This is a genomic window from Streptomyces sp. cg36, assembly GCF_041080675.1.
GTDB lineage: Bacteria > Actinomycetota > Actinomycetes > Streptomycetales > Streptomycetaceae > Streptomyces.
The window spans coordinates 2,053,035-2,071,340 of record NZ_CP163520.1; the positions used below are offsets into that span (position 1 = coordinate 2,053,035).

Sequence of the window (18,306 nt, forward strand, 5' to 3'; positions counted from 1 at the left end):
CGATGGCTCGGGATTCCCTATAGCCGTCGCGGATAAGAAAGGGTGCCCTGATCTCACGGTGCCCGGCAATGCGCTGTGAGCGCGCAAATGTGCACGCCACGGATAACGGACACAAGACCCGGAAAGCGGTACCGTGACACCGGTAAGACAAGGTGCACGGAGTTGACAGATCGAGCCTTGCACGCAAGGTGTTCGACTGCGATAGTTCCGCGGTTGCACGGGCCCGGATCCCGTATACCTTCGTACGGTTGACCCGCCCGCGCCCCCTGCCCGAGCGGGCATTGCGTCCCCCTGGCGAACGCGGGATTATCGGCATCCGACAGGTTCGAGATTCCCTCCAGCAGGAATCCACCGAGCAATTGCTCCGTGCCTGCACACCGCCTGCCCGCCGTTCCCATGGAGCCGGGCCCCATGTAATTCTGGCCGTCGTCGCCGCACTGCGGCACAGCTATTGATGCTCTCTTACCGTGGTCACGAGCGAAAAAGGACAAGAGGGGGGCCGAATGCCCACGAATACTTCGGACGACTCGCTGGACGAGACGGTGGAAGGCTCGGTGTCCGGGCGTAACAAGGTGATCGCCGAGCGCACGCGCAGCGAAACGTGGAAGAAGCCGCCGCGCCGCATCGAGCGCGCCGAATGCATCACCTGCGACACCTGCCTGCGCGCCTGCCCGCCGGAGTTCAACGCGATATTCGACAACGGGCTGGACGTCGTCATCATTCCCGAACTCTGCTCCGGCTGCCCCAAGTGCGTCCTGGAGTGCCCCGTCGACTGCATCTACGTGGACGAGGACTGGACGCCGACGACCGATGAGATGTGGAACCACATCTCGCTGACCGCCGAGGGTGCGTCATGACCAGTTTCGCCGAGCGCAACGGCACTTCACGCCGGGCCATCAACGCCAAGAAGCGACAGAGCCGCCGCCCCAGCCGCATCGGCGCGGTGGCCGGCGCCACTCCCAAGCCGGACCGGGTCAAGGACGAGGACGCGGGCTTCCCGACCCTCCTCAAGCGCGCCTGGGAGCGGGCCGTGGACGCCCCCGACCTGCGCGGCGCGGTCGAGATCCTGCTGACCCTGGACGGCCACGTCCCCGCCGACGTCCAGCTGCGCGCGCTGCGCACCGCCGACGAGGCCGCGCTGAAGGTGCTCTGCGGCATCTCCTGGCGCGAGCAGGACCTGCCCGCCCCGGCCCGCGACGAACGGGCGCGCCCCGCGTTCCTGGGCGAGCTGGGCCTGACCACCACCGGGCGCATCGTCGTCCGCGTCCCCTCGCAGGGCCCGCTCGCCGACGAGGAGACCCTGGTCGACGGCGTCATCGACGTGCCGTGGTCCGCCCAGGACCTGCTGGACTACGAGAGCGAGGTCGACCGCGCGGCCACCCGCTACGCCGACCAGGTCGTCGACTGCCGCCAGTGGCTGGCGGCGCTCGGCACCCAGGCCCGCGACGAACTCCTGGAGACCGTGCGGGAGTCGGCGCTGCGCACCGCGCCCTTCGTCCTCCACCAGGAGGGGAAGCTCTACACCAACTTCCGCGAGGGCAACAACCTCATCGGCAAGACCCTCTGGGCGGGCCACCCCGGCGAGACGTTCAGCAGCCTGCTCGGCGTCCCCATGGAGGACTGGTCCGACCACGACGCGATGCTGGTGGTCTGCCTCACCCTGCTGGTGCGCTCGGCGGGCGCCGGGCGGATCGAGGAGGCCAACGGCACCCAGCTGACCCTGGACCACCTCGCGTACATGCTGGAGCGCACCCGCCTCAACTACAACGCGGTGCCCGGCGGCGAGCCCGTCCCGGCCGCGCCCGCGCACCGGGTGGAGGCCCTCAACGCCCTCGCGGTCGCCCTGCGCGAGCGCCGGATGGGGCACGTGCTGCCCAACGCCCAGCTCTACCGCGAGATCCACGGCGCCCTGATGCACAAGATCGAGCGGCTGGCCGGTCCCTACGGCGAGGCGTCCCAGCGGCGCGAGGCCGAGCTGGCCGCGCGGCTGAGCGACCGGCTGCCGGTCTCCGGCGCCACCTTCGCCGAGCTCGGCGAGAGCCTCACCGCCGCCCCCGAGTGGCTCGCCCGGCCGTACGGCGAGTTCGGCACGGGTCTGGAAGCGCTGGTGTACGAGACGGTGGCGGGCGCGGCCGAGGTGTTCGAGGCCGACTTCGCCATGAGCCGCGGGATGCGTTCGATCCCCGAACTCATGCGCGCGCTGCGGGAGCAGGCGTACACCGAGATCACCAAGTGGGACATCACCGACTTCTTCTGCTGTGTGGTGCCGGCCCCCGCGGCCAAGCGCTACTTCGAGGACTCGGTGCTCCAACTGGCCGACACCGCCTGGGCGATGTCGTCGCGGATGCAGTACAACTCCTGGCACTTCATCGCCGGCAACCTGCCCAAGGTGCCCGCGGTCGTGGAGCGCGACCACTTCATCCCGCCGACCATCCCCGACGTCGCCTTCTACTCCGACCAGCACCACCACGGCCATGTCGCGGCCAAGGTGCGCTTCAGCATCCGCAGCCCGCAGTCCGTCGAGGTCATGGGCCAGAAGTTCAACGGGTTCATGGACCTGCGGCTGCTGCGCTGCGAGGGCGCCCCGTTCGACGAGTCGGACCTGCTCGCCGCGCACCGCACCTCGGGGTTCATCGCCGGCGCCATGAGCGCCGCCGCGGCGCTGGTCGCCGGGGGCGAGGACATCGAGGTCACCGCCTTCGACTCCGAATGGCACCTCAAGTCGGTCCAGGCCGCGGCGGCGGCGAGCGCCAAGCAGCCGCAGCAGGTTCCGTGACCGGCGGCCCGACCGCCCTTCCAAGGAGATCCGTTGACCTCCATCGGTGACATACGCGAGCGCCTCCTGCGGGGCGAGACCACCGCGGCCGAGCACGTCCAGTCGGTCCTCACCGCGATCCAGAAGACCGACATCGAGCTCGGGGCCTTCGTCTCGGTCGCGGGTGACGAGGCGGTGCGCGAGGCCGAGCTGGCCGACGCCCGCATCCGCGCCGAGGGGCGGGCGGCGTTCGAGCGGCAGCCGCTGCTCGGGGTCACGGTCTCGGTGAAGGACCTCATCCAGACCGGGGACCTGCCGACCTCGCGCGGTTCCCTGCTGGAGAACCGGCGGCCCCGCGCCGACGCCCCCTCGGTGGCGCGGCTGCGGGCCGCCGGCGCCATCGTGGTCGGCAAGACCACCACCTCGGAGTACGGCTGGAGCGCCTCCACCGTGAGCCGGGTGGCGCCGCCCACCCGCAACCCCTGGGACCTGGAGCTCACCGCGGGCGGCTCCAGCGGCGGCGCCGCGGCGGCCGTCGCGGCCGGGCTCGGCGAGGGCGCGCTGGGCACCGACGGCGCGGGCTCGATCCGCATCCCGTCGGCGTTCTGCGGCGTCGTCGGCTACAAGCCGTCGTTCGCCAAGGTGCCCTACGTGCCCGCCTGCGCCGACCGGCTCTCCCACCAGGGCCCGATCGCCCGGTCCGTGGCGGACGTCGTCGAGCTCGCCTCGGTGATCACCGGCGGCCACCCGGGCGACCCGGACTCGCTGCTCGGCGCGGTCGAGGTGGCCCGCGAGCCGGGCTCGCTGCGGATCGGCTGGATCGAGTTCCCGGGCACCTCCCCGGAGATCCGCCGGGTCACCGAGGGCGCCATCCCGGTGCTGACCGCGCAGGGCCACCGGGTGGAGCGCATCGAGGTGCCGTTCCGCGACCCGTACCCGGCGCTCGTCGACATCCTCGCCGCCAGCGACGCCGCCTCCACCTCGCCCGCCGACGAGGAGTGGTGCGACCCGGGCCGCCTCGCCGTCGTCCGCCACGGGCGCACGCTGAGCGGCGCGACGGTGATGCGGGCGGAGGAGGTGCGGATCGCGCTGCGCACCACCCTGCACGAGATCTTCGACCGGTACGACCTGCTGGCCATGGCCACCGTGCCGATCGAGCCCTTCGATCCGCACGCGATCGGCCCGGAGTGGGCGAGCCGTCCGGACGACCTGCTCTGGCTGGCGTGGACACCGGCCGCCCATCCCTTCAATATGACTGGCCAGCCGGCCGTTTCGCTCCCGGCCGGACTCACCCGCGCCGGCCTCCCGGTGGGGCTCCAGCTCGTGGGCCCCTTCGGCGCGGACGATCTGGTCCTGTCAGCCGCAAGCCGCCTTGAGGCGGACCTCGGGCCTCTGCCGGCCGCACCGGACCGAGTAACCGAAAGGATCCTGTAACCCATGTTCTCCCGGTCGTGGTCCAGCCCCTTCTCCGAGGTGGGCGGCGTTGGACGTCCCGCGTTCGTCACCGAGTTCGGCCTGTGGACCGACGAACAGGCCGCCGCTGCCGAGCAGATCGAGGCGTCGCTGGACGAGATCGACCTCGTCCGGCTGGCGTTCGGCGATCCGCACGGTCTGGTCCGGTCCAAGACGCTGACGGCGGACGCGTTCCGCTCGGTCCTGCGCAACGGCATGGACTTCAGCTCGGGCCCCTTCATCTTCGACACCGGCCACGCCGCCGCCCTCGACTACCTCTCCGACCCCGGCGTCGGGGTCGACGAGATCGCGGGCGCGGGCAGCTTCGTGCTGGTGCCGGACCCGCTGACCTTCCAGGTGCTCCCCCACGAGGGCCCGCGCACAGCGTGGGTGCTCGGCGACGAGTACCTGCGCGACGGCTCCCCGCACCCGCTCTCCGCGCGCAACGTGCTGCGCCAGGTCGTCGCCCAGTACGCGGCCCGCGACCTGAAGCCGGTGCTGGGCCTGGAGGTCGAGTGGTACCTGACCCGCCGGCTGCCCGGCCCGCCCGGGAACGCGGGCAACGGCTTCGGCCTCCAGGGCGCGGCCCCGCGGGTCGAGGCGATGAACTCGGGCTACCAGTTCAACCTCGACTCCAACTACGACTCGGTGGCGCAGTTCACCAGCCCGCTGGCGGTGCAGCTGCTCGGCCTCGGGCTGCCGCTGCGCTCGATCGAGCACGAGTCGGGCCCGGGCCAGATCGAGACCACCTTCAACCCGATGCACGCGCTGGACACCGCCGACGCGATGCTGCTGTTCCGCACCCTGGTCAAGCAGTTGGCCACCCGGCAGGGCTACCACGCCACCTTCATGTCGCTGCCCCGCGTCGACAGCTTCGACCCGAGCGGCTGGCACATGCACCAGTCGGTGATGGACGCCAGGACGGGCCGCAACATCTTCGCGGGCGCCGACGGCGCCGTCTCCGACGAGGCCAAGGCGTACATCGACGGCCTGCTGGGCCGGGCCCGCGACCTGTGCATGCTCTCGGTCCCGACCATCAACGGCTACCGCCGCCTCGGCACCGACTTCTCGCTCTCCCCGACCCGGGTCGGCTGGAGCTACGAGAACCGCAGCGTGATGATCCGGGTGGTCGGCAGCGACGCCGCGACCCATCTGGAGAACCGGGTGGGCGAGCCCACCGCCAACCCGTACCTGGCCATCGCCGCCCAGCTGTCGGCCGGGTTCGAGGGCCTCACCGCGGGCGCGGCGCCGGCCGAGGGCGAGCAGGCGTACGGCACGCTGCCGCAGTCGCTCGCCGAGGCGCTGGAGACATTCCGGGCCGGGCGGGCCGCCGAGCTGCTCGGCAAGCCGCTGGCGGACACCCTGGCCATGATGAAGGCCAGCGAGGTCGCCCGCTTCGAGGCGTGGCGCGCCCAGGAGCGGCCCGCCGACGGCGAGGTCACCGAGTGGGAGCAGCGCGAATACTTCGAGGCGTTCTGATGCCCCGTACCGACCGACTTCCGACCCGTACACCCTGGGGGTGCTGGCCCAAATGATTCCCCGCTATACCCTGCCCGCGATGGCGGACATCTTCTCGGACCAGGCGCGTTACGAGACCTGGGTCCGGGTGGAGATCCTCGCCTCCGAGGCCCAGGTGCGCCTGGGCCGGGTGCCCGAGGACGCCGTCGAGGACATGCGGCGGGCCAAGGTGCCGACCCCGGAGCGGGTGCAGGAGATCGAGCGGGAGCGGGACCACGAAGTGCTCTCGTTCCTCGCCGCCTACTGCGAGGACATCCCCGACGAGTCGGCCCGCTGGGTCCACCTCGGCATGACCAGCTACGACCTGGTCGACACCTCCCTCGGCCACAACCTGGCCCGCGGCACCGACCTGGTCCTGGCGGCCGGCACGGAGCTGCGCCGGGTGCTGGTCGACCGGGCGCTGGAGCACTGGGACACGGTGATCGTCGGCCGCACCCACGGCATCCACGCCGAGCCGACCTCCTTCGGCCACAAGCTGGCGCAGTTCGCGTTCTCCGTGGACCGCTCGCTCACCCGCCTCAAGGCGGCCCGCAAGGCCGTGGCGGTGGGCACCATCTCCGGCTCGGTCGGCACCTACGCGCTGATCGACCCCTCGGTCGAGGCGTACGTCTGCGAGGAGCTGGGCCTCGGGGTGGAGCCGGCGCCCAGCCAGGTCGTCGCCCGCGACCGGCACGCCCAGCTGCTCCAGGCCATCGCGCTGCTCGGCGCGAGCATCGAGCAGGTGGCCCTGGAGCTGCGGCTGCTGCAGCGCACCGAGGTCCGCGAGGTGGAGGAGCAGCGCACCTCGGCGTACCAGGGCTCCAGCGCCATGCCGCACAAGCGGAACCCGACCACCAGCGAGCGGCTGAACGGTCTGGCGCGGCTGCTGCGCGGCTACGCGGCGACCGCCCTGGAGAACGTGGCGCTGTGGCACGAGCGGGACCTGGCCCACCAGTCGGTGGAGCGGGTGATCCTGCCGGACGCGCTGGCGGTCGGCCACTTCCAGGCGACCATGGCGACCCAGCTGGTGCGCGACCTCAAGGTGTTCCCGGAGCGGATGCGCGAGGGCATCGACCGGACCGACGGCCTGGTCTACAGCTCGGCCGTCCTCGCCGACCTGCTGGCGGACGGGGTGGAGCGGGAGAAGGCGTACCGCGCCGTCCAGGCCGCCGCGAACCGTACCCTCGCGAGCGGCGAGCACTTCGGGGACACGCTGCGGCAGGAGGGCATGGACATCGGCCAGCTCCGCCCGGAGCGTTTCCTCGTCAACCACGGTGTGATTCTCGATCGATTGGAGCAGCTTCGTGACCTGGCAGATTGAGCGTGTGAACGGTGCCGACCTGGATCTGGAGGAGGTCCTGGACGTCTACCGCTCCTCCGGGCTCGGTGAGCGCCGCCCCATCGAGGACGTGGACCGGTTCGCCGAGATGGTGCGCAACGCCAATCTGGTGGTCGTGGCCCGTGCGGAGGGCCGGCTGATCGGCATCGCCCGCAGCATCTCCGACTTCAGCTACGCGACGTACCTCTCCGACATCGCGGTCAGCGGCGACTACCAGCGCTCCGGCATCGGCCGCGCGCTGATCGACGCCACGCAGAAGGAGGCCCCGCGGGCGAAGGTCATCCTGCTGTCGGCGCCGGCCGCCGTGGAGTACTACCCGCACATCGGCTTCACCCAGCACAACTCCGCCTGGGTCCTCAACCCGTAGGCGTACGGCGCACGTTGCGCACTAGGGCCCCCGCGACCGGACGACCGGCCGCGGGGGCCCTTTCGCCGTGCCCGGGTGCCCGGGAACGCCTGCCCGGCCGCACGGAAAGGTGTGCCCGGGTGTGCGGGTCGCGGTGTTGCACGCAATGGAAATTCCGGGGAATTTCTGCTAGGGGGCGCGGCAGAACATGCGCCGGGGCCCGCGGGGTATCAGCAATACCCCGCGGGCCCCGGAAGAAAACCCGTCCCGCTCTTGCCTTTCCTTAATGCTCTGTGTCACCAAAGAATTCTTCGGCAATATGACGGGTGTTCAACTTGTTTTCCCCTTGCCGTATCCGGCCGGGCGGGCCGAATTTCACCCGTTGCCGAGCTTGAAACCGACCCCGCGCACGGTAATGATCCAGCCGCTGTCACCCAGCTTGCCGCGCAGACTGCTGACATGGGTGTCGACGGTCCGCCGCGACCATGAGTCGCCCCAGACCTGCTGGAGCAGCCGCTTTCGCGGAATGACCGTGTCCGGATGGGACGCCAGGAGGCAGAGCAGATCGAATTCCTTGCGGGTCAGCCCGACCTCGCGGCCGTCCAGGCTCACCTCGCGGGAGCTCACGTCAATGCGCAGCCGCCCGTGCAAGATCTCTCTGGCAACGGGCGGCTGGAAGCGCGCTCGACGCATGACGGCCTCGATGCGTGCCATTAATTCCCGGAAGCCGTACGGCTTGACGACATAGTCGTCGGCACCCGCCTGTAGGCCGAGGACGCAGTCGAGCTCGGAGCCGCGGGCGGTCACGATGATGACCGGGATGCCGCTGACCGAGCGGATGGCCCGGCACACCTCAAGACCGTCCAGGTCCGGAAGCTCCAGGTCCAGCAGGACGAGATCGACGTCTTCGTAGGCCTGCAACGCGGTGCTGCCGCTCTTGACGCCGATGGCTTCGTGGCCGTGCCTGCGCAGCCGGCACACCAGGGACTCCGCGCCGTCGACGTCGCTGTCGACCACGAGGATCCGCCGGCCCCTGGAGAGACCGGCCACCCTGCGTACCGCTTCCGACACGCCCTCTTCGATCAGGTGTGGTCCGCCCGGACCACGCTGGACAGGTATATGAGGCTCCAGCACTGCCTCTGACGAACTCTGAGTCATGCCTCCCCCGCGAGTCATGTCCCTCCCCCATCTGAGTGAGTCCAATATGAGATCCGATCCGGATCTCACCGCCGAACACCGATGAACCTACAGACCGCTGCTACGGAATTCAAAGAGGTTCGAGCAAATAACAAATAAACTGTGTCGGTTATTGAGCGAGATCGGACGGGCAGCCTGCTCGTTTCCCTACGTGATCACGGCCGGAAGCCCTCGTCAACCAGTGCGCCGCCATGCGGAAGCGGAACACCGTACGACCGCCGATTCAACCAAGCGTAACTCGCTCCGACTTGCATAATCCGGCCATCTTGGCGCAGCTCTGACGTTGATAGAGCCATGACATGACGTTCGCCACATCGGCCTGGAGGTTTGCGGAATTCAGGCAGATCTGCTGACAGCAAGTTAAATAACAGGTGTCCAAGTGACGTCATTGTGGCCAGTGGCTTGAATTCGCCGGTACTGCGTCTCAGTCGGGAGCGGCTCGCGCGTCCCAGCGCTCCCTGTGATCGGGCTGTAGCTTGCAGTACGGCAACACCTGCATGACGAAGACCCCCATTCACCGCACAGAATGGTCGTCCGGCAGAGCACGTGTCAAGTAAAGTCCGGCGGCCCTGAACAGCCGCGCACCCCGTGCGAAGCGACCACTCGGGGCGCTCGCACGGGGTGCGCGGCGGTACGGTCGGCCGGGGCCCGGCCCGCACGGGAATTGACGGTTCGTCACATGCGAACGGGTCGCGGAATGTCAGGCGAGCACCGGCCCGCCCGCCCGCCAGGTGCGCGGCCCGTCGAAGCCCGGCGCCCGCTCGGTGCGGCGCCAGCTCGCGGAGCGGCGCTGGCGCGGGATCATCACCCGGGCCGCCTCGGCCCGGGCCTCGATGGCGGAGAAGTGGGCGAAGAACAGCGCGGCCAGCGCCGCCAGTTCCTCCGGGTCGGGGTTGCCGCGCTCGACTCTCAGCAGCTCGCGGCAGTGTTCGAGGGTCATCTTCTCGGCGGGCTCGGCCGCCTCGGCGGCGGGCCCGGTGATCTGGGTCATCTCGCTCATGTCGGTCACCTCTCTGCGGAAGACGGGCGGAAGTCGGGCCTACTGGGGCGGGTTGCCGTGCTTGCGGCGGGGCAGCTCCGCGTCCTTGGCGATCAGCATCGCCACCGAGCGGCACAGCACCGACCGGGTCTCGCGCGGGTCGATGACGTCGTCGACCAGGCCGCGCTCCGCCGCGAAGTAGGGGTGGACCAGCTCGTTCTTGTACTCGTCGATCTTCTGGCGGCGCATCGCGTCGGGGTCGTCGGCGGCGGCGATCTCCCGGCGGAAGACCACATTGGCCGCGCCCTCGGCGCCCATCACCGCGATCTCGTTGGTGGGCCAGGCGAACGAGAGGTCCGCGCCGATCGAGCGCGAGTCCATCACGATGTACGCCCCGCCGTACGCCTTGCGCAGCACCACCGAGATGCGGGGGACGGTCGCGTTGCAGTAGGCGTAGAGCAGCTTCGCCCCGCGCCGGATGATGCCGTCGTGCTCCTGGTCCACGCCCGGCAGGAAGCCGGGGACGTCGACCAGGGTGATCAGCGGGATGCTGAAGGAGTCGCAGAACTGGACGAACCGCGCGCCCTTCTCGCTCGCCTTGATGTCCAGGACGCCCGCCATGGCGGAGGGCTGGTTGGCGACGATGCCCACGACGTGGCCGTCGAGCCGGGCCAGCGCCACCACCAGGTTGGGCGCCCAGGCCGCGTGGATCTCCATGTACTCGCCGTCGTCGACGAGCTCCTCGATGACCCCGCGCACGTCGTACGAGCGGTTGCCGTCGGCCGGGACCAGGTCGAGCAGCGCCGTGCCCTCGCGGTCCACCGGGTCCGAGGTCTGGGCCAGCGGCGGCATCTCCCGGTTGTTGGAGGGCAGCATCGACAGCAGGTAGCGGACCTCGGCGAGGCAGGTCTCCTCGTCGTCGTAGGCGAAGTGCGAGACGCCGGAGACCGAGGCGTGCACATCGGCGCCGCCCAGCCCGTTCTGGCTGATCTCCTCGCCGGTGACGGCCTGGACGACGTCCGGGCCGGTGATGAACATCTGCGAGGTCTCGCGGACCATGAAGACGAAGTCGGTCAGCGCCGGCGAGTACGCCGCGCCGCCCGCGCACGGGCCGAGCATCACCGAGATCTGCGGGATGACACCCGACGCCCTGGTGTTGCGCTGGAAGATGCCGCCGTAACCCGCGAGCGCGCTGACGCCCTCCTGGATACGGGCACCCGCGCCGTCGTTCAGCGACACCAGCGGGGCACCGGCCGCGATCGCCATGTCCATCAGCTTGTGGATCTTGGAGGCGTGGGCCTCGCCCAACGCGCCGCCGAAGATCCGGAAGTCGTGCGCGTACACGAAGACCGTACGGCCCTCGACCGTGCCCCAGCCGGTGATCACACCGTCCGTGTACGGCTTCTTCGCCTCCAGGCCGAAACCGGTCGCCCGGTGCCGGCGCAACTGCTCGACCTCGGTGAAGCTGCCCTTGTCCAGGAGGAGTTCGATCCGCTCGCGGGCGGTGAGCTTGCCCTTGGCGTGCTGCGCCTCGGTCGCCTTGTCGCTCGGTCCCCGGACGGCCTGTTCCTTGCGTTCGCTGAGTTCCTCCAGCCGGTCGGAGACCTCGGCGGAGGACTGAGTGGTCGGCGTGGTCGGCATGGTGCTGTTCCCCCTGTAGGTTGCGGATCCGTGTGCGGAGTGGACTGCCTTCACGATCACGTCGGGTGGTTGCGGAGCGCGGCGGCTGCCGCGTAGCCCGGCCGTACGGGTACGTTCCGTACCGTCCAGCCGGGCGGGCGGTCCGGGGCGTTGCGGTCGCCCAGGTAGTCCGCGGCGGTCGAGCGGGTGAGCCCGGTGCCCAGCCCCTTGAGGTACGCCTCCTTGCGGGTCCACAGCCGGGCGAACGCCTGCGCCCGCTCGGCCGCGGGCAGCGCGCGCAGCTCCTCCCGCTCCTGCGGGTGCAGGCGCGGCAGGACCATCTCCACGGCCTCCGGCGACGGCACGCGCTGGACGTCCACGCCCACCGGGTCCGCCGCCACGCCGATGGCGATCAGGCCGTGGCTGTGCGAGAGGTTGAAGTGGAGCGGCACCGGCGGATCGACCAACTCCGGTTTTCCGTGGGGCCCTTCGGCCCGGCCGAGGACGATCCGGCGGGGCTCCAGACCCGTGTACGCGGCGAGCAGCCGCCGCAGGGTGGCGTGCGCCGCCACGTACTGCAGCCGGTCGCGCGCCGAGACGTAGGAGGCGGCCCGCTCCGCCTCGATCTCGTCCAGGGCCTGCATCAGCGGGCACACCGGCGCCACCTCGCGGGCGGGCGGGCGGAACACCAGCAGATGCAGCCGGCCCGCCGCGGGGGCCGCCCGCAGGGGCGTACGGGTCGCGTTCACCGGGACACCGCCTCCTGGACCGGGTCGTCCTGCTCCGGGTCGCCCTGGGCCCTCTGGGCGGCCTCCGCGGGCTCCCGCGGCCCCTCGTCCGGCCGCCCCCGCCCGGTGCGGCGGTCGTAGACCAGCGCGGTGAGCGCCGCCGCCAGCGAGACCAGACCGCCGACGTAGAAGCCCGAGCGGGCGCCCAGGTCCTCGGCGAGCCGGCCGATCAGCAGCGAGCCCAGCGGGGTCGAGCCCTGGAGAATCAGGGTGTAGAGCGCCATCACCCGGCCCCGGTACTGCGGGTCGCTGCCCAGCTGGACGCGGTGGTTGACGGCCTGGACGAAGAAGATGGTGGCGCCGCCCGTGAACGCGAGCAGCACCAGCGCGCTGGCGAAGCTGGGCGCCCAGCCCGCCACCGTCTCCAGGACGGCGAACGCCAGCGCGGCGCCCACCACCAGCCGGCTGGAGGGGCGGCTGCGGCGCGCGGTCGTGGCGAACGCGGCGATCAGCGAGCCCGCCGCGAAGGCGGTGGTGAGCAGCCCGAACGAGGCGGCGTCCGCGTCGAAGACCGTCTTGGCGTACAGCGGCAGCGTCAGCTGGAAGTTGAGGCCGAAGAGCGAGATCACCCCGACGAGGGCGAGCGGCAGCTTCAGATCGGGGCGCCCGGCGACGTACCGCAGCCCGTCGACGACCTTGGGCCTGCCCTCCGGCGGGGCCCCGCGCAGCAGCTCCCCCGAACGCATCATCCGCAGGCCGGCCACGGTGGCCAGATAGCTGACGGAGTTGAACAGCATGACCCAGCCGGTGCCGAAGCCGGTGATGAGCAGCCCGGCCAGGGCGGGACCGGTCACCCGGGCGACGTTGAAGTAGGCGGCGCTCAGCGCCGAGGCGTTGGGCAGCAGTTCGGGGCCGACCAGTTCGCTGACGAACGACATCCGGGTCGGCACCTCGACGGCGTTGACGACGCCGAGGCCGAGCGCGCACAGCCAGATGTGCCACAGCTGGACGGCGTCGGCGAACGCGAGCAGCGCGAGGACCAGCGCCAGCACCCCGGACGCCAGGTTGGCGCAGGTGAGCAGGAGCCGTTTGTCGTAGCGGTCGGCGAGGCGCCCGCCGTACAGGGTCAGCAGCAGCAGCGGCGTGAACTGGAGCGCGGTGACCACGCCCAGCGCCGTGCCGGAGTCGTCGGCCAGGCCCAGGACGATCCAGTCCTGGGCCACGACCATCATCCAGGTGCCCGCGACGGAGACCACTTGTCCGGCCGCGAAGAGCCGGAAGTTCCGTACGGACAGGGAGCGGAAGGGGTGGGCGAAAGTGCTGGTCATGGTCTCGGATCAGGCATCGCGTCCCGCCCTGGTGATGCAGTCCTCCAGGAACGCGAGCGTGCGCAGGTGGTAGGAGCGGGCCGCCCAGCCCAGGCTGATGTTGTGCCCGGCGTCCGGCTGGCGGTCGACGACGATGCGGGGGGCGGCGGTGAGCTGGGCGGCGAGGTCGGCGAGGTCCTTGTCCCCGTGCAGCCACCAGCCCTCGTGCTCGGCGAAGGTGAGCCGTACGGGCACCCGCACCCGCGGCGCGAGGGCCGCGAACAGCTCGGGCCAGCGCGGCAGTTCGCTCATCTCGCGCTCGGGCATCGGCGCCACCAGCGAGCCGCTCTTGCGGAAGGTGTCCGGCGGGTACAGCCGCAGCGGGCCCCAGTGCCGGGCGATGTGCTTGAGCCCCTTGCGGATGACGCCCGGGGTGACGGCGTAGCGGTGGCCGCAGCCGGAGATGTCGAGGCCGAGCAGGCCGTCGCCGGTGCAGTGCGCGGCGGCGGACAGCGCCAGCTTGCCGCCGAAGGAGTGGGCGACGAGCAGGACGCCCGCGCCCGTGGGGTACTTGGCGGTGAAGTCGTCGATCCCGGCGCGCAGCACCTCGGTCTGCTCGGCGACGGTGAGCCCGTCGGGCAGCTGGGCCGCGGAGCGCCCGTAGCCGGGCCGGTCGACGGCCAGCACGGTGTAGCCCAGGCGCGCGCCGAGGGTGAGCAGCGACAGCTCGGGGTGAGCCTGGCCGTCGAAGTACCCGGCGCTCATCCCGCCCCCGTGCACGGCGACGACGGTCGCGCGGGGGGCGCCCTCCGGCTCGCACAGCAGCGCGGACAGCGTGACTCCCCCGGCGTCCAGGGTGATCCTGCGGACGCCCTGGGAGACGGCCGCCGGAGCGAGCGTGCTTTCCACCATCAGTGCCCCCGTTTGCGTTGAGGTTCGCTTCGCCGCGGTCCCGCGCCCCCGAAGGGGCGCGGGAAGGTGCGCGGCCAGCCACCGGCGGCCCGCGGACGCGGGACCGCCTTCAGAACCGAGCTCTCCGGCGTCACGAACCCGCCGGACCGAACCACTGCCCGAGGGCCGCCGTCAGGGCCGGGACGTCGTCCCCGGCCCAGGCGACGTATCCGTCGGGCCGTACGAGCACGGCGCCGACGCCCGCGAGCGGGTCGGTCCCGCCGTCCACCGGCTTGGCGGAGGCGGTGACGACGTCGACCCGCCCCTGCCACCCGGCGGCGGCGTCCCGCACGGCCGAGGAGTCGGCCAGATCGAGGAGCACCCCGCGCGCCGGGTGCAGCAGCGCGGTGGTGCTGGTCTCGCCCGCGGCGCCCACCAGGGTGCGGTGCGCGATCCGGCGCCCGGTCAGCGGGTGCCCGTCGCCCAGGTCGTAGCGGATGTCCAGACCACTGACGACACCCGCGAGGTGCCGCTTCACGTCGTCGTACTGGATGAGCTCGCCGAACAGCTGGCGCAGCGGGTCCGCCTCGGGGCCGCCGAGGAAGACCATGCCCTGCGCGCGGGTGTTCATCAGCAGCCGCGCGCCGACCGGGTGGCGCTCGCCGTGGTAGGTGTCGAGCAGGCCCTCGGGCGCGGTCCCGGCGATCACGGCGGCCAGCTTCCAGCCGAGGTTGGCCGAGTCCTGGACGCCGGTGCTCAGCCCCTGGCCGCCGGCCGGGAGGTGGATGTGGGCGGCGTCGCCGACCAGCAGGACCCGGCCGCGCCGGTACTCGGTCGTCTGGCGGGTCGCGTCGCTGAAGAAGCTGACCCACTCGGCGCCGCCGTGCGAGATGTCCTCGCCGGTGATCGACTGCCAGGCGGCGGCGACCTCCTCGAAGGAGACCTCGTCGCCGCTGGCGCGGGCGGGCGCGTTGTCGGGGCAGACGATGATGCGGTCCACGCCCGGGGCGAGCGGCGCCGCCATCACCATGCCGTTGTCGAGCCGCTCGCCCAGGAAGCGCGGGCGCAGCTCGCAGCCGGTGACGTCGGCGAGGAACATCGCCCGGGTCGCCGAGGTGCCCGGGAAGTCGAAGCCGGCCGCCTCGCGCACCACGCTGCGCCCGCCGTCGGCGCCGACCAGGTAGGAGGCGCGCAGCTTGCGCACGGCGTTGGGCGTCTGGACGGTGATCTCGACGTCCTCGCCGTCCAGGTGGCCCTCGCTCAGCTCCAGGAGCTCCCAGCCGCGCCGGATGTCCACGCCGAGCTCGGTCGCCCACTCCTCCAGGACCGCCTCGGTCTTGTACTGCGGGATGCCGCGCGCCCCGAAGTGGCCGCCCTCCAGGACGGTGTAGTCGAACTGCACACCGCCGAAGTGGCCCATCGGGCTGATCTCCAGCGTCTCGCCCTGGCCGAACCGGGGCAGCAGCCCGCGCTGGTCGAATATCTCCATGGCGCGGGCCGTGAAGCCGAGGCCCCGGGACTGCCCGGTGGGCTTCGCCAGCCGCTCGACGACGACGACCCGCGCCCCGCCCAGGCGCAGTTCGCCCGCGAGCATGAGACCGGTCGGACCCGCGCCGACGATGATGACATCGGTGTCCACGGCTGTCCCCTCCATAGTGTTCCCTTTCCTGGACGTGCCCTGTGGTGCCCTGTCGTGCTGAGGAGTCGTGCGGTCGTGCGCGGGGGGTGGGTCCGGTTCTCGGGGTACGGGGGTCAGCGCGCCGGGCCGAACCAGCGCTCCAGGGCCTCCGTCAGCCCGGCGCCGTCGGTGTCCGGGCCGCCGGCCCAGGCCACGTGCCCGTCGGGGCGGACCAGGGCGGCGCCCACGCCGTCGAGGGCGCCGCCCTTCTCCGGCGCGGCCGGGAGCGTCAGGACCCGGTCCGCCCAGCCGGAGGAGTCCGGCAGCGCCGCACCGCCGCCGGACAGATCGAGGAGCACACCGCGGGCGGTGCGCAGCAACTGGGCCGTGCTGACCGGGCCTTCGCCGGTGGTCAGGCCCGCGTCGGGGAGCCGGGCGCCGAGCAGCGGGTGCCCGGGGCCGCCGACGTCGTAGCGGATGTCGAGTCCGCTGACCATCCCGGCGAGGTGCGCCCGGACGTCGTCGTGGGTGAGGAGCTCGGTGAGCACCGAGCGCAGCGGCTCGACCTCCGGGCCGCCGAGCAGCAGCATGGCCTGCGCCCTGATGTTGGACAGCACCCGCCGCCCGACCTCGTGGCGCTCGCCGTGGTAGGTGTCGAGCAGGCTCTCGGGGGCGGCGCCGGCCAGGTGCAGGGCCAGCTTCCAGCCGAGGTTGAAGGCGTCCTGGAGGCCGAGGTTGAGGGCCTGGCCGCCGATCGGCATCTGGCGGTGGGCCGCGTCACCGGCGTACAGGATCCGGCCGTGGCGGTAGCGGGTGAGCTGGCGGTTGGCGTCGCCGAACGAGTTCGCCCACAGCGGGGTCCCGCCGCTGATGTCCTCGCCGGTGACCCGCTTCCAGACCGCCGCTATCTCGCCGAACTCCGGGTCGCCGGTGCGCGGTTCGGCCTTGGAGCCGAACTCGTGCACCATCACCCGGGTCACCCCGTCGCGGGTCGCCGCGATGGCGAGCCCGGCCGGGAGCCGCTCGAAGCGGCGGTTGGGGATGGTGACACCGGCCACGTCCGCGCGCAGCAGCTCGCGGCCGGCGTCGTTGCCGGGGAACTCGGCCCCGGTGAGGCGGCGCACGGTGGAGTCCTCGCCGTCGCACCCGACGAGGAAGCCACCGCGCACCACGACCGTGCCCCGGGGCCCGGCCGCCGTCGCCTCGACGAAGTCGCCGCGGTCGGACACCTCGCGCAGCTCGTGGCCGCGCCGGATGTCCACGCCCAGCGACAGCGCCCACTCCTGGAGCAGCGCCTCGGTCCGGGTCTGCGGCATCTTCCACTGCCCCGGGAAGGGGCTGGGCAGGGTGAGGTCCATCGGGATGCCGCCGAAGTGGCCGCGCGGCTCGTTCGGCGGGGTGCCGAAGAGGTCGAGCAGGCCGCGGCTGTCGAGGAGCTCCATGGTGCGGGCGTGCAGCGTGGAGGCCCTCGACTCCGTGGTGGGCGCGTCCCGTTGTTCCAGTACGACGACATCGGCGCCGCCCAGACGCAGCTCACCGGCGAGCAGAAGCCCGACGGGGCCGGCGCCGACGACGATGACCTGTGTGTCCAGGCGGTCCGTGGTCATCTCCTGGTCAGCCCTTCTTCTGCTCGGCGTACGCCTTGGCGTGGTTGAGCGTCGCCAGGCTGTTGGTGGACAGCGCGGTGTGCACGTACTCACGGGCGTCCGCGACGGTGGCCTCGTCGCCGAGGATCTTCGCGATGTTGTCCGTGTTGAGCGTGACGGTGTGCTGCGAGGAGGCGGCGGTGCCCTCGGGCGTCTCCTCGAACGTCCAGATGCCGGTGTGCAGGGTCATCAGCGCGGGCAGCGTGACCTGCTTGTAGGCGATCCGGTGGTGCGGGAAGGTCACCCGGAACGACTTGGTGGTGTGCACCGAGCCGTCCTTGGCCCGGGTGTCCATCTCCAGGGTCTGCAGCCCGGGGGTGTCCTCGGTGAGCCGGACGACGGCCACGTGCGGCAGCCGCTCGGACCAGCGGTCGGCCTCGTTGATGAAGTCGTACAGGTCCTTGGGCGAGCCCTGGACGACGACGGTGTCGGTGAACGAGAACGTCACCTCCTCGGTCGCGTGGGCCAGTTCGACGTTCTGCTTGAGCGCGGCCAGCTCCGAGCGGCTGTTCTTGTCGACGGCCTCGTCGATCCAGGCCAGGCCCGCGGGGTCGTCGTCGATCGCCCGGTAGTCGTGCAGCAGCCGCACGCGCGAGGAGTTCTCGGCCAGGGTCTCGATGATCCAGGTGCCGCCCATCGCCGCGACCGGAGGCGTGGTGACCTCCTGGCGGAAGGTGATGCGCAGCGCCTCGGGGTCCAGCTCGCGGTGCGAGGTCCAGTTCTTGGCCTCGCCGTTGGCGGTGGCCCAGATCCGGATGCGCTCGTGGTTGCCGTTCTCGCCGACCTGGTCCACGTAGATCGTGGGCGGGAAGATCCGCGGCCAGTTGACCACCTCCGCCAGCAGCCGGTACACCGCGGCGGCGGGGGCGTCGATGGTGATCTCGTGCTCGACCTCACGGGTCGTCATATCCGCTCCTCCTTCGGGTACGTG

15 protein-coding genes are annotated in these 18,306 nt (G+C 71.5%); 6 read left to right on the forward strand and 9 right to left on the reverse strand.

Features of this window, described 5'->3' with window-relative positions:
* The first annotated feature begins 503 nt into the window (after window positions 1–503).
* The 6 genes from AB5J87_RS09045 to AB5J87_RS09070 are packed head-to-tail and all read left to right on the forward strand — an operon-like array spanning window position 504 to window position 7,410.
* On the forward strand, window positions 504–857 hold the full coding sequence (locus AB5J87_RS09045) for a 4Fe-4S dicluster-binding protein (RefSeq protein ID WP_369375865.1): 354 nt from the start codon (window positions 504–506) through the stop codon (window positions 855–857).
* Window positions 854–2,776 (forward strand): hypothetical protein, encoded by a 1,923-nt coding sequence (locus AB5J87_RS09050; RefSeq protein WP_369375866.1) that lies wholly within the window; start codon window positions 854–856, stop codon window positions 2,774–2,776. Before AB5J87_RS09045 ends, AB5J87_RS09050 begins: the two co-directional genes overlap by 4 nt.
* Before the next feature lie 33 nt (window positions 2,777–2,809).
* Window positions 2,810–4,189: an amidase gene (locus AB5J87_RS09055; protein WP_369375867.1), complete on the forward strand. Its 1,380-nt coding sequence runs from the start codon at window positions 2,810–2,812 to the stop codon at window positions 4,187–4,189.
* Between the two features lie 3 nt (window positions 4,190–4,192).
* Window positions 4,193–5,686 carry a glutamine synthetase family protein gene (locus tag AB5J87_RS09060; RefSeq protein WP_369375868.1) on the forward strand — a complete coding sequence of 498 codons (1,494 nt, stop codon included), beginning with the start codon at window positions 4,193–4,195 and terminating at the stop codon, window positions 5,684–5,686.
* Between the two features lie 52 nt (window positions 5,687–5,738).
* Window positions 5,739–7,025 (forward strand): adenylosuccinate lyase, encoded by a 1,287-nt coding sequence (purB, locus tag AB5J87_RS09065; RefSeq protein ID WP_369375869.1) that lies wholly within the window; start codon window positions 5,739–5,741, stop codon window positions 7,023–7,025.
* Entirely contained in the window at window positions 7,009–7,410 is a 402-nt protein-coding gene (locus AB5J87_RS09070; protein ID WP_369375870.1) for a GNAT family N-acetyltransferase, read from the forward strand. Before purB ends, AB5J87_RS09070 begins: the two co-directional genes overlap by 17 nt.
* A gap of 354 nt (window positions 7,411–7,764) precedes the next feature.
* Here AB5J87_RS09070 and AB5J87_RS09075 read toward each other — a convergent pair whose 3' ends face one another.
* The 9 genes from AB5J87_RS09075 to AB5J87_RS09115 all read right to left on the reverse strand — a co-directional run bounded on the left by AB5J87_RS09075 (window position 7,765) and on the right by AB5J87_RS09115 (window position 18,282).
* Window positions 7,765–8,406 (reverse strand): winged helix-turn-helix domain-containing protein, encoded by a 642-nt coding sequence (locus tag AB5J87_RS09075; RefSeq protein ID WP_349253895.1) that lies wholly within the window; start codon window positions 8,404–8,406, stop codon window positions 7,765–7,767.
* A gap of 880 nt (window positions 8,407–9,286) precedes the next feature.
* On the reverse strand, window positions 9,287–9,586 hold the full coding sequence (locus AB5J87_RS09080; protein WP_369375871.1) for an acyl-CoA carboxylase epsilon subunit: 300 nt from the start codon (window positions 9,584–9,586) through the stop codon (window positions 9,287–9,289).
* A 39-nt stretch (window positions 9,587–9,625) separates the two neighbouring features.
* The gene (locus tag AB5J87_RS09085) at window positions 9,626–11,206 is read right to left on the reverse strand and encodes an acyl-CoA carboxylase subunit beta (RefSeq protein ID WP_369375872.1); all 1,581 of its coding nucleotides are present in this window, start codon (window positions 11,204–11,206) and stop codon (window positions 9,626–9,628) included.
* Window positions 11,207–11,262: 56 nt separating this feature from the next.
* Complete coding sequence (locus AB5J87_RS09090; RefSeq protein ID WP_369375873.1) at window positions 11,263–11,934, reverse strand: 4'-phosphopantetheinyl transferase superfamily protein; 672 nt, start codon at window positions 11,932–11,934, stop codon at window positions 11,263–11,265.
* Complete coding sequence (locus tag AB5J87_RS09095) at window positions 11,931–13,241, reverse strand: MFS transporter (RefSeq protein WP_369375874.1); 1,311 nt, start codon at window positions 13,239–13,241, stop codon at window positions 11,931–11,933. The genes AB5J87_RS09090 and AB5J87_RS09095 overlap by 4 nt, the downstream gene beginning before the upstream one ends.
* Window positions 13,242–13,250: 9 nt before the next feature.
* Window positions 13,251–14,132: an alpha/beta hydrolase gene (locus tag AB5J87_RS09100; protein WP_369375875.1), complete on the reverse strand. Its 882-nt coding sequence runs from the start codon at window positions 14,130–14,132 to the stop codon at window positions 13,251–13,253.
* A gap of 130 nt (window positions 14,133–14,262) precedes the next feature.
* A complete protein-coding gene (locus AB5J87_RS09105) occupies window positions 14,263–15,765 on the reverse strand; it encodes an FAD-dependent monooxygenase (RefSeq protein WP_369375876.1) in 1,503 nt (500 codons plus the stop codon).
* A gap of 98 nt (window positions 15,766–15,863) precedes the next feature.
* Window positions 15,864–17,336: an FAD-dependent monooxygenase gene (locus AB5J87_RS09110; RefSeq protein WP_369375877.1), complete on the reverse strand. Its 1,473-nt coding sequence runs from the start codon at window positions 17,334–17,336 to the stop codon at window positions 15,864–15,866.
* Between the two features lie 7 nt (window positions 17,337–17,343).
* Window positions 17,344–18,282, reverse strand: coding sequence for an aromatase/cyclase (locus tag AB5J87_RS09115; protein ID WP_369375878.1), 939 nt, complete (start codon window positions 18,280–18,282; stop codon window positions 17,344–17,346).
* Between the last annotated feature and the right edge of the window lie 24 nt (window positions 18,283–18,306).

What these genes read in the sequence shown, in the direction of transcription:
- AB5J87_RS09045 (WP_369375865.1), top strand. Translation starts at nt 504, where the DNA reads ATGCCCACGAATACTTCGGACGACTCGCTGGACGAGACGGTGGAAGGC.
- AB5J87_RS09050 (WP_369375866.1), top strand. Translation starts at nt 854, where the DNA reads ATGACCAGTTTCGCCGAGCGCAACGGCACTTCACGCCGGGCCATCAAC.
- AB5J87_RS09060 (WP_369375868.1), top strand. Translation starts at nt 4,193, where the DNA reads ATGTTCTCCCGGTCGTGGTCCAGCCCCTTCTCCGAGGTGGGCGGCGTT.
- purB (WP_369375869.1), top strand. Translation starts at nt 5,739, where the DNA reads ATGATTCCCCGCTATACCCTGCCCGCGATGGCGGACATCTTCTCGGAC.
- AB5J87_RS09080 (WP_369375871.1), bottom strand. Translation starts at nt 9,586, where the DNA reads ATGAGCGAGATGACCCAGATCACCGGGCCCGCCGCCGAGGCGGCCGAG.
- AB5J87_RS09085 (WP_369375872.1), bottom strand. Translation starts at nt 11,206, where the DNA reads ATGCCGACCACGCCGACCACTCAGTCCTCCGCCGAGGTCTCCGACCGG.
- AB5J87_RS09095 (WP_369375874.1), bottom strand. Translation starts at nt 13,241, where the DNA reads ATGACCAGCACTTTCGCCCACCCCTTCCGCTCCCTGTCCGTACGGAAC.
- AB5J87_RS09100 (WP_369375875.1), bottom strand. Translation starts at nt 14,132, where the DNA reads ATGGTGGAAAGCACGCTCGCTCCGGCGGCCGTCTCCCAGGGCGTCCGC.
- AB5J87_RS09105 (WP_369375876.1), bottom strand. Translation starts at nt 15,765, where the DNA reads ATGGAGGGGACAGCCGTGGACACCGATGTCATCATCGTCGGCGCGGGT.
- AB5J87_RS09110 (WP_369375877.1), bottom strand. Translation starts at nt 17,336, where the DNA reads ATGACCACGGACCGCCTGGACACACAGGTCATCGTCGTCGGCGCCGGC.
- AB5J87_RS09115 (WP_369375878.1), bottom strand. Translation starts at nt 18,282, where the DNA reads ATGACGACCCGTGAGGTCGAGCACGAGATCACCATCGACGCCCCCGCC.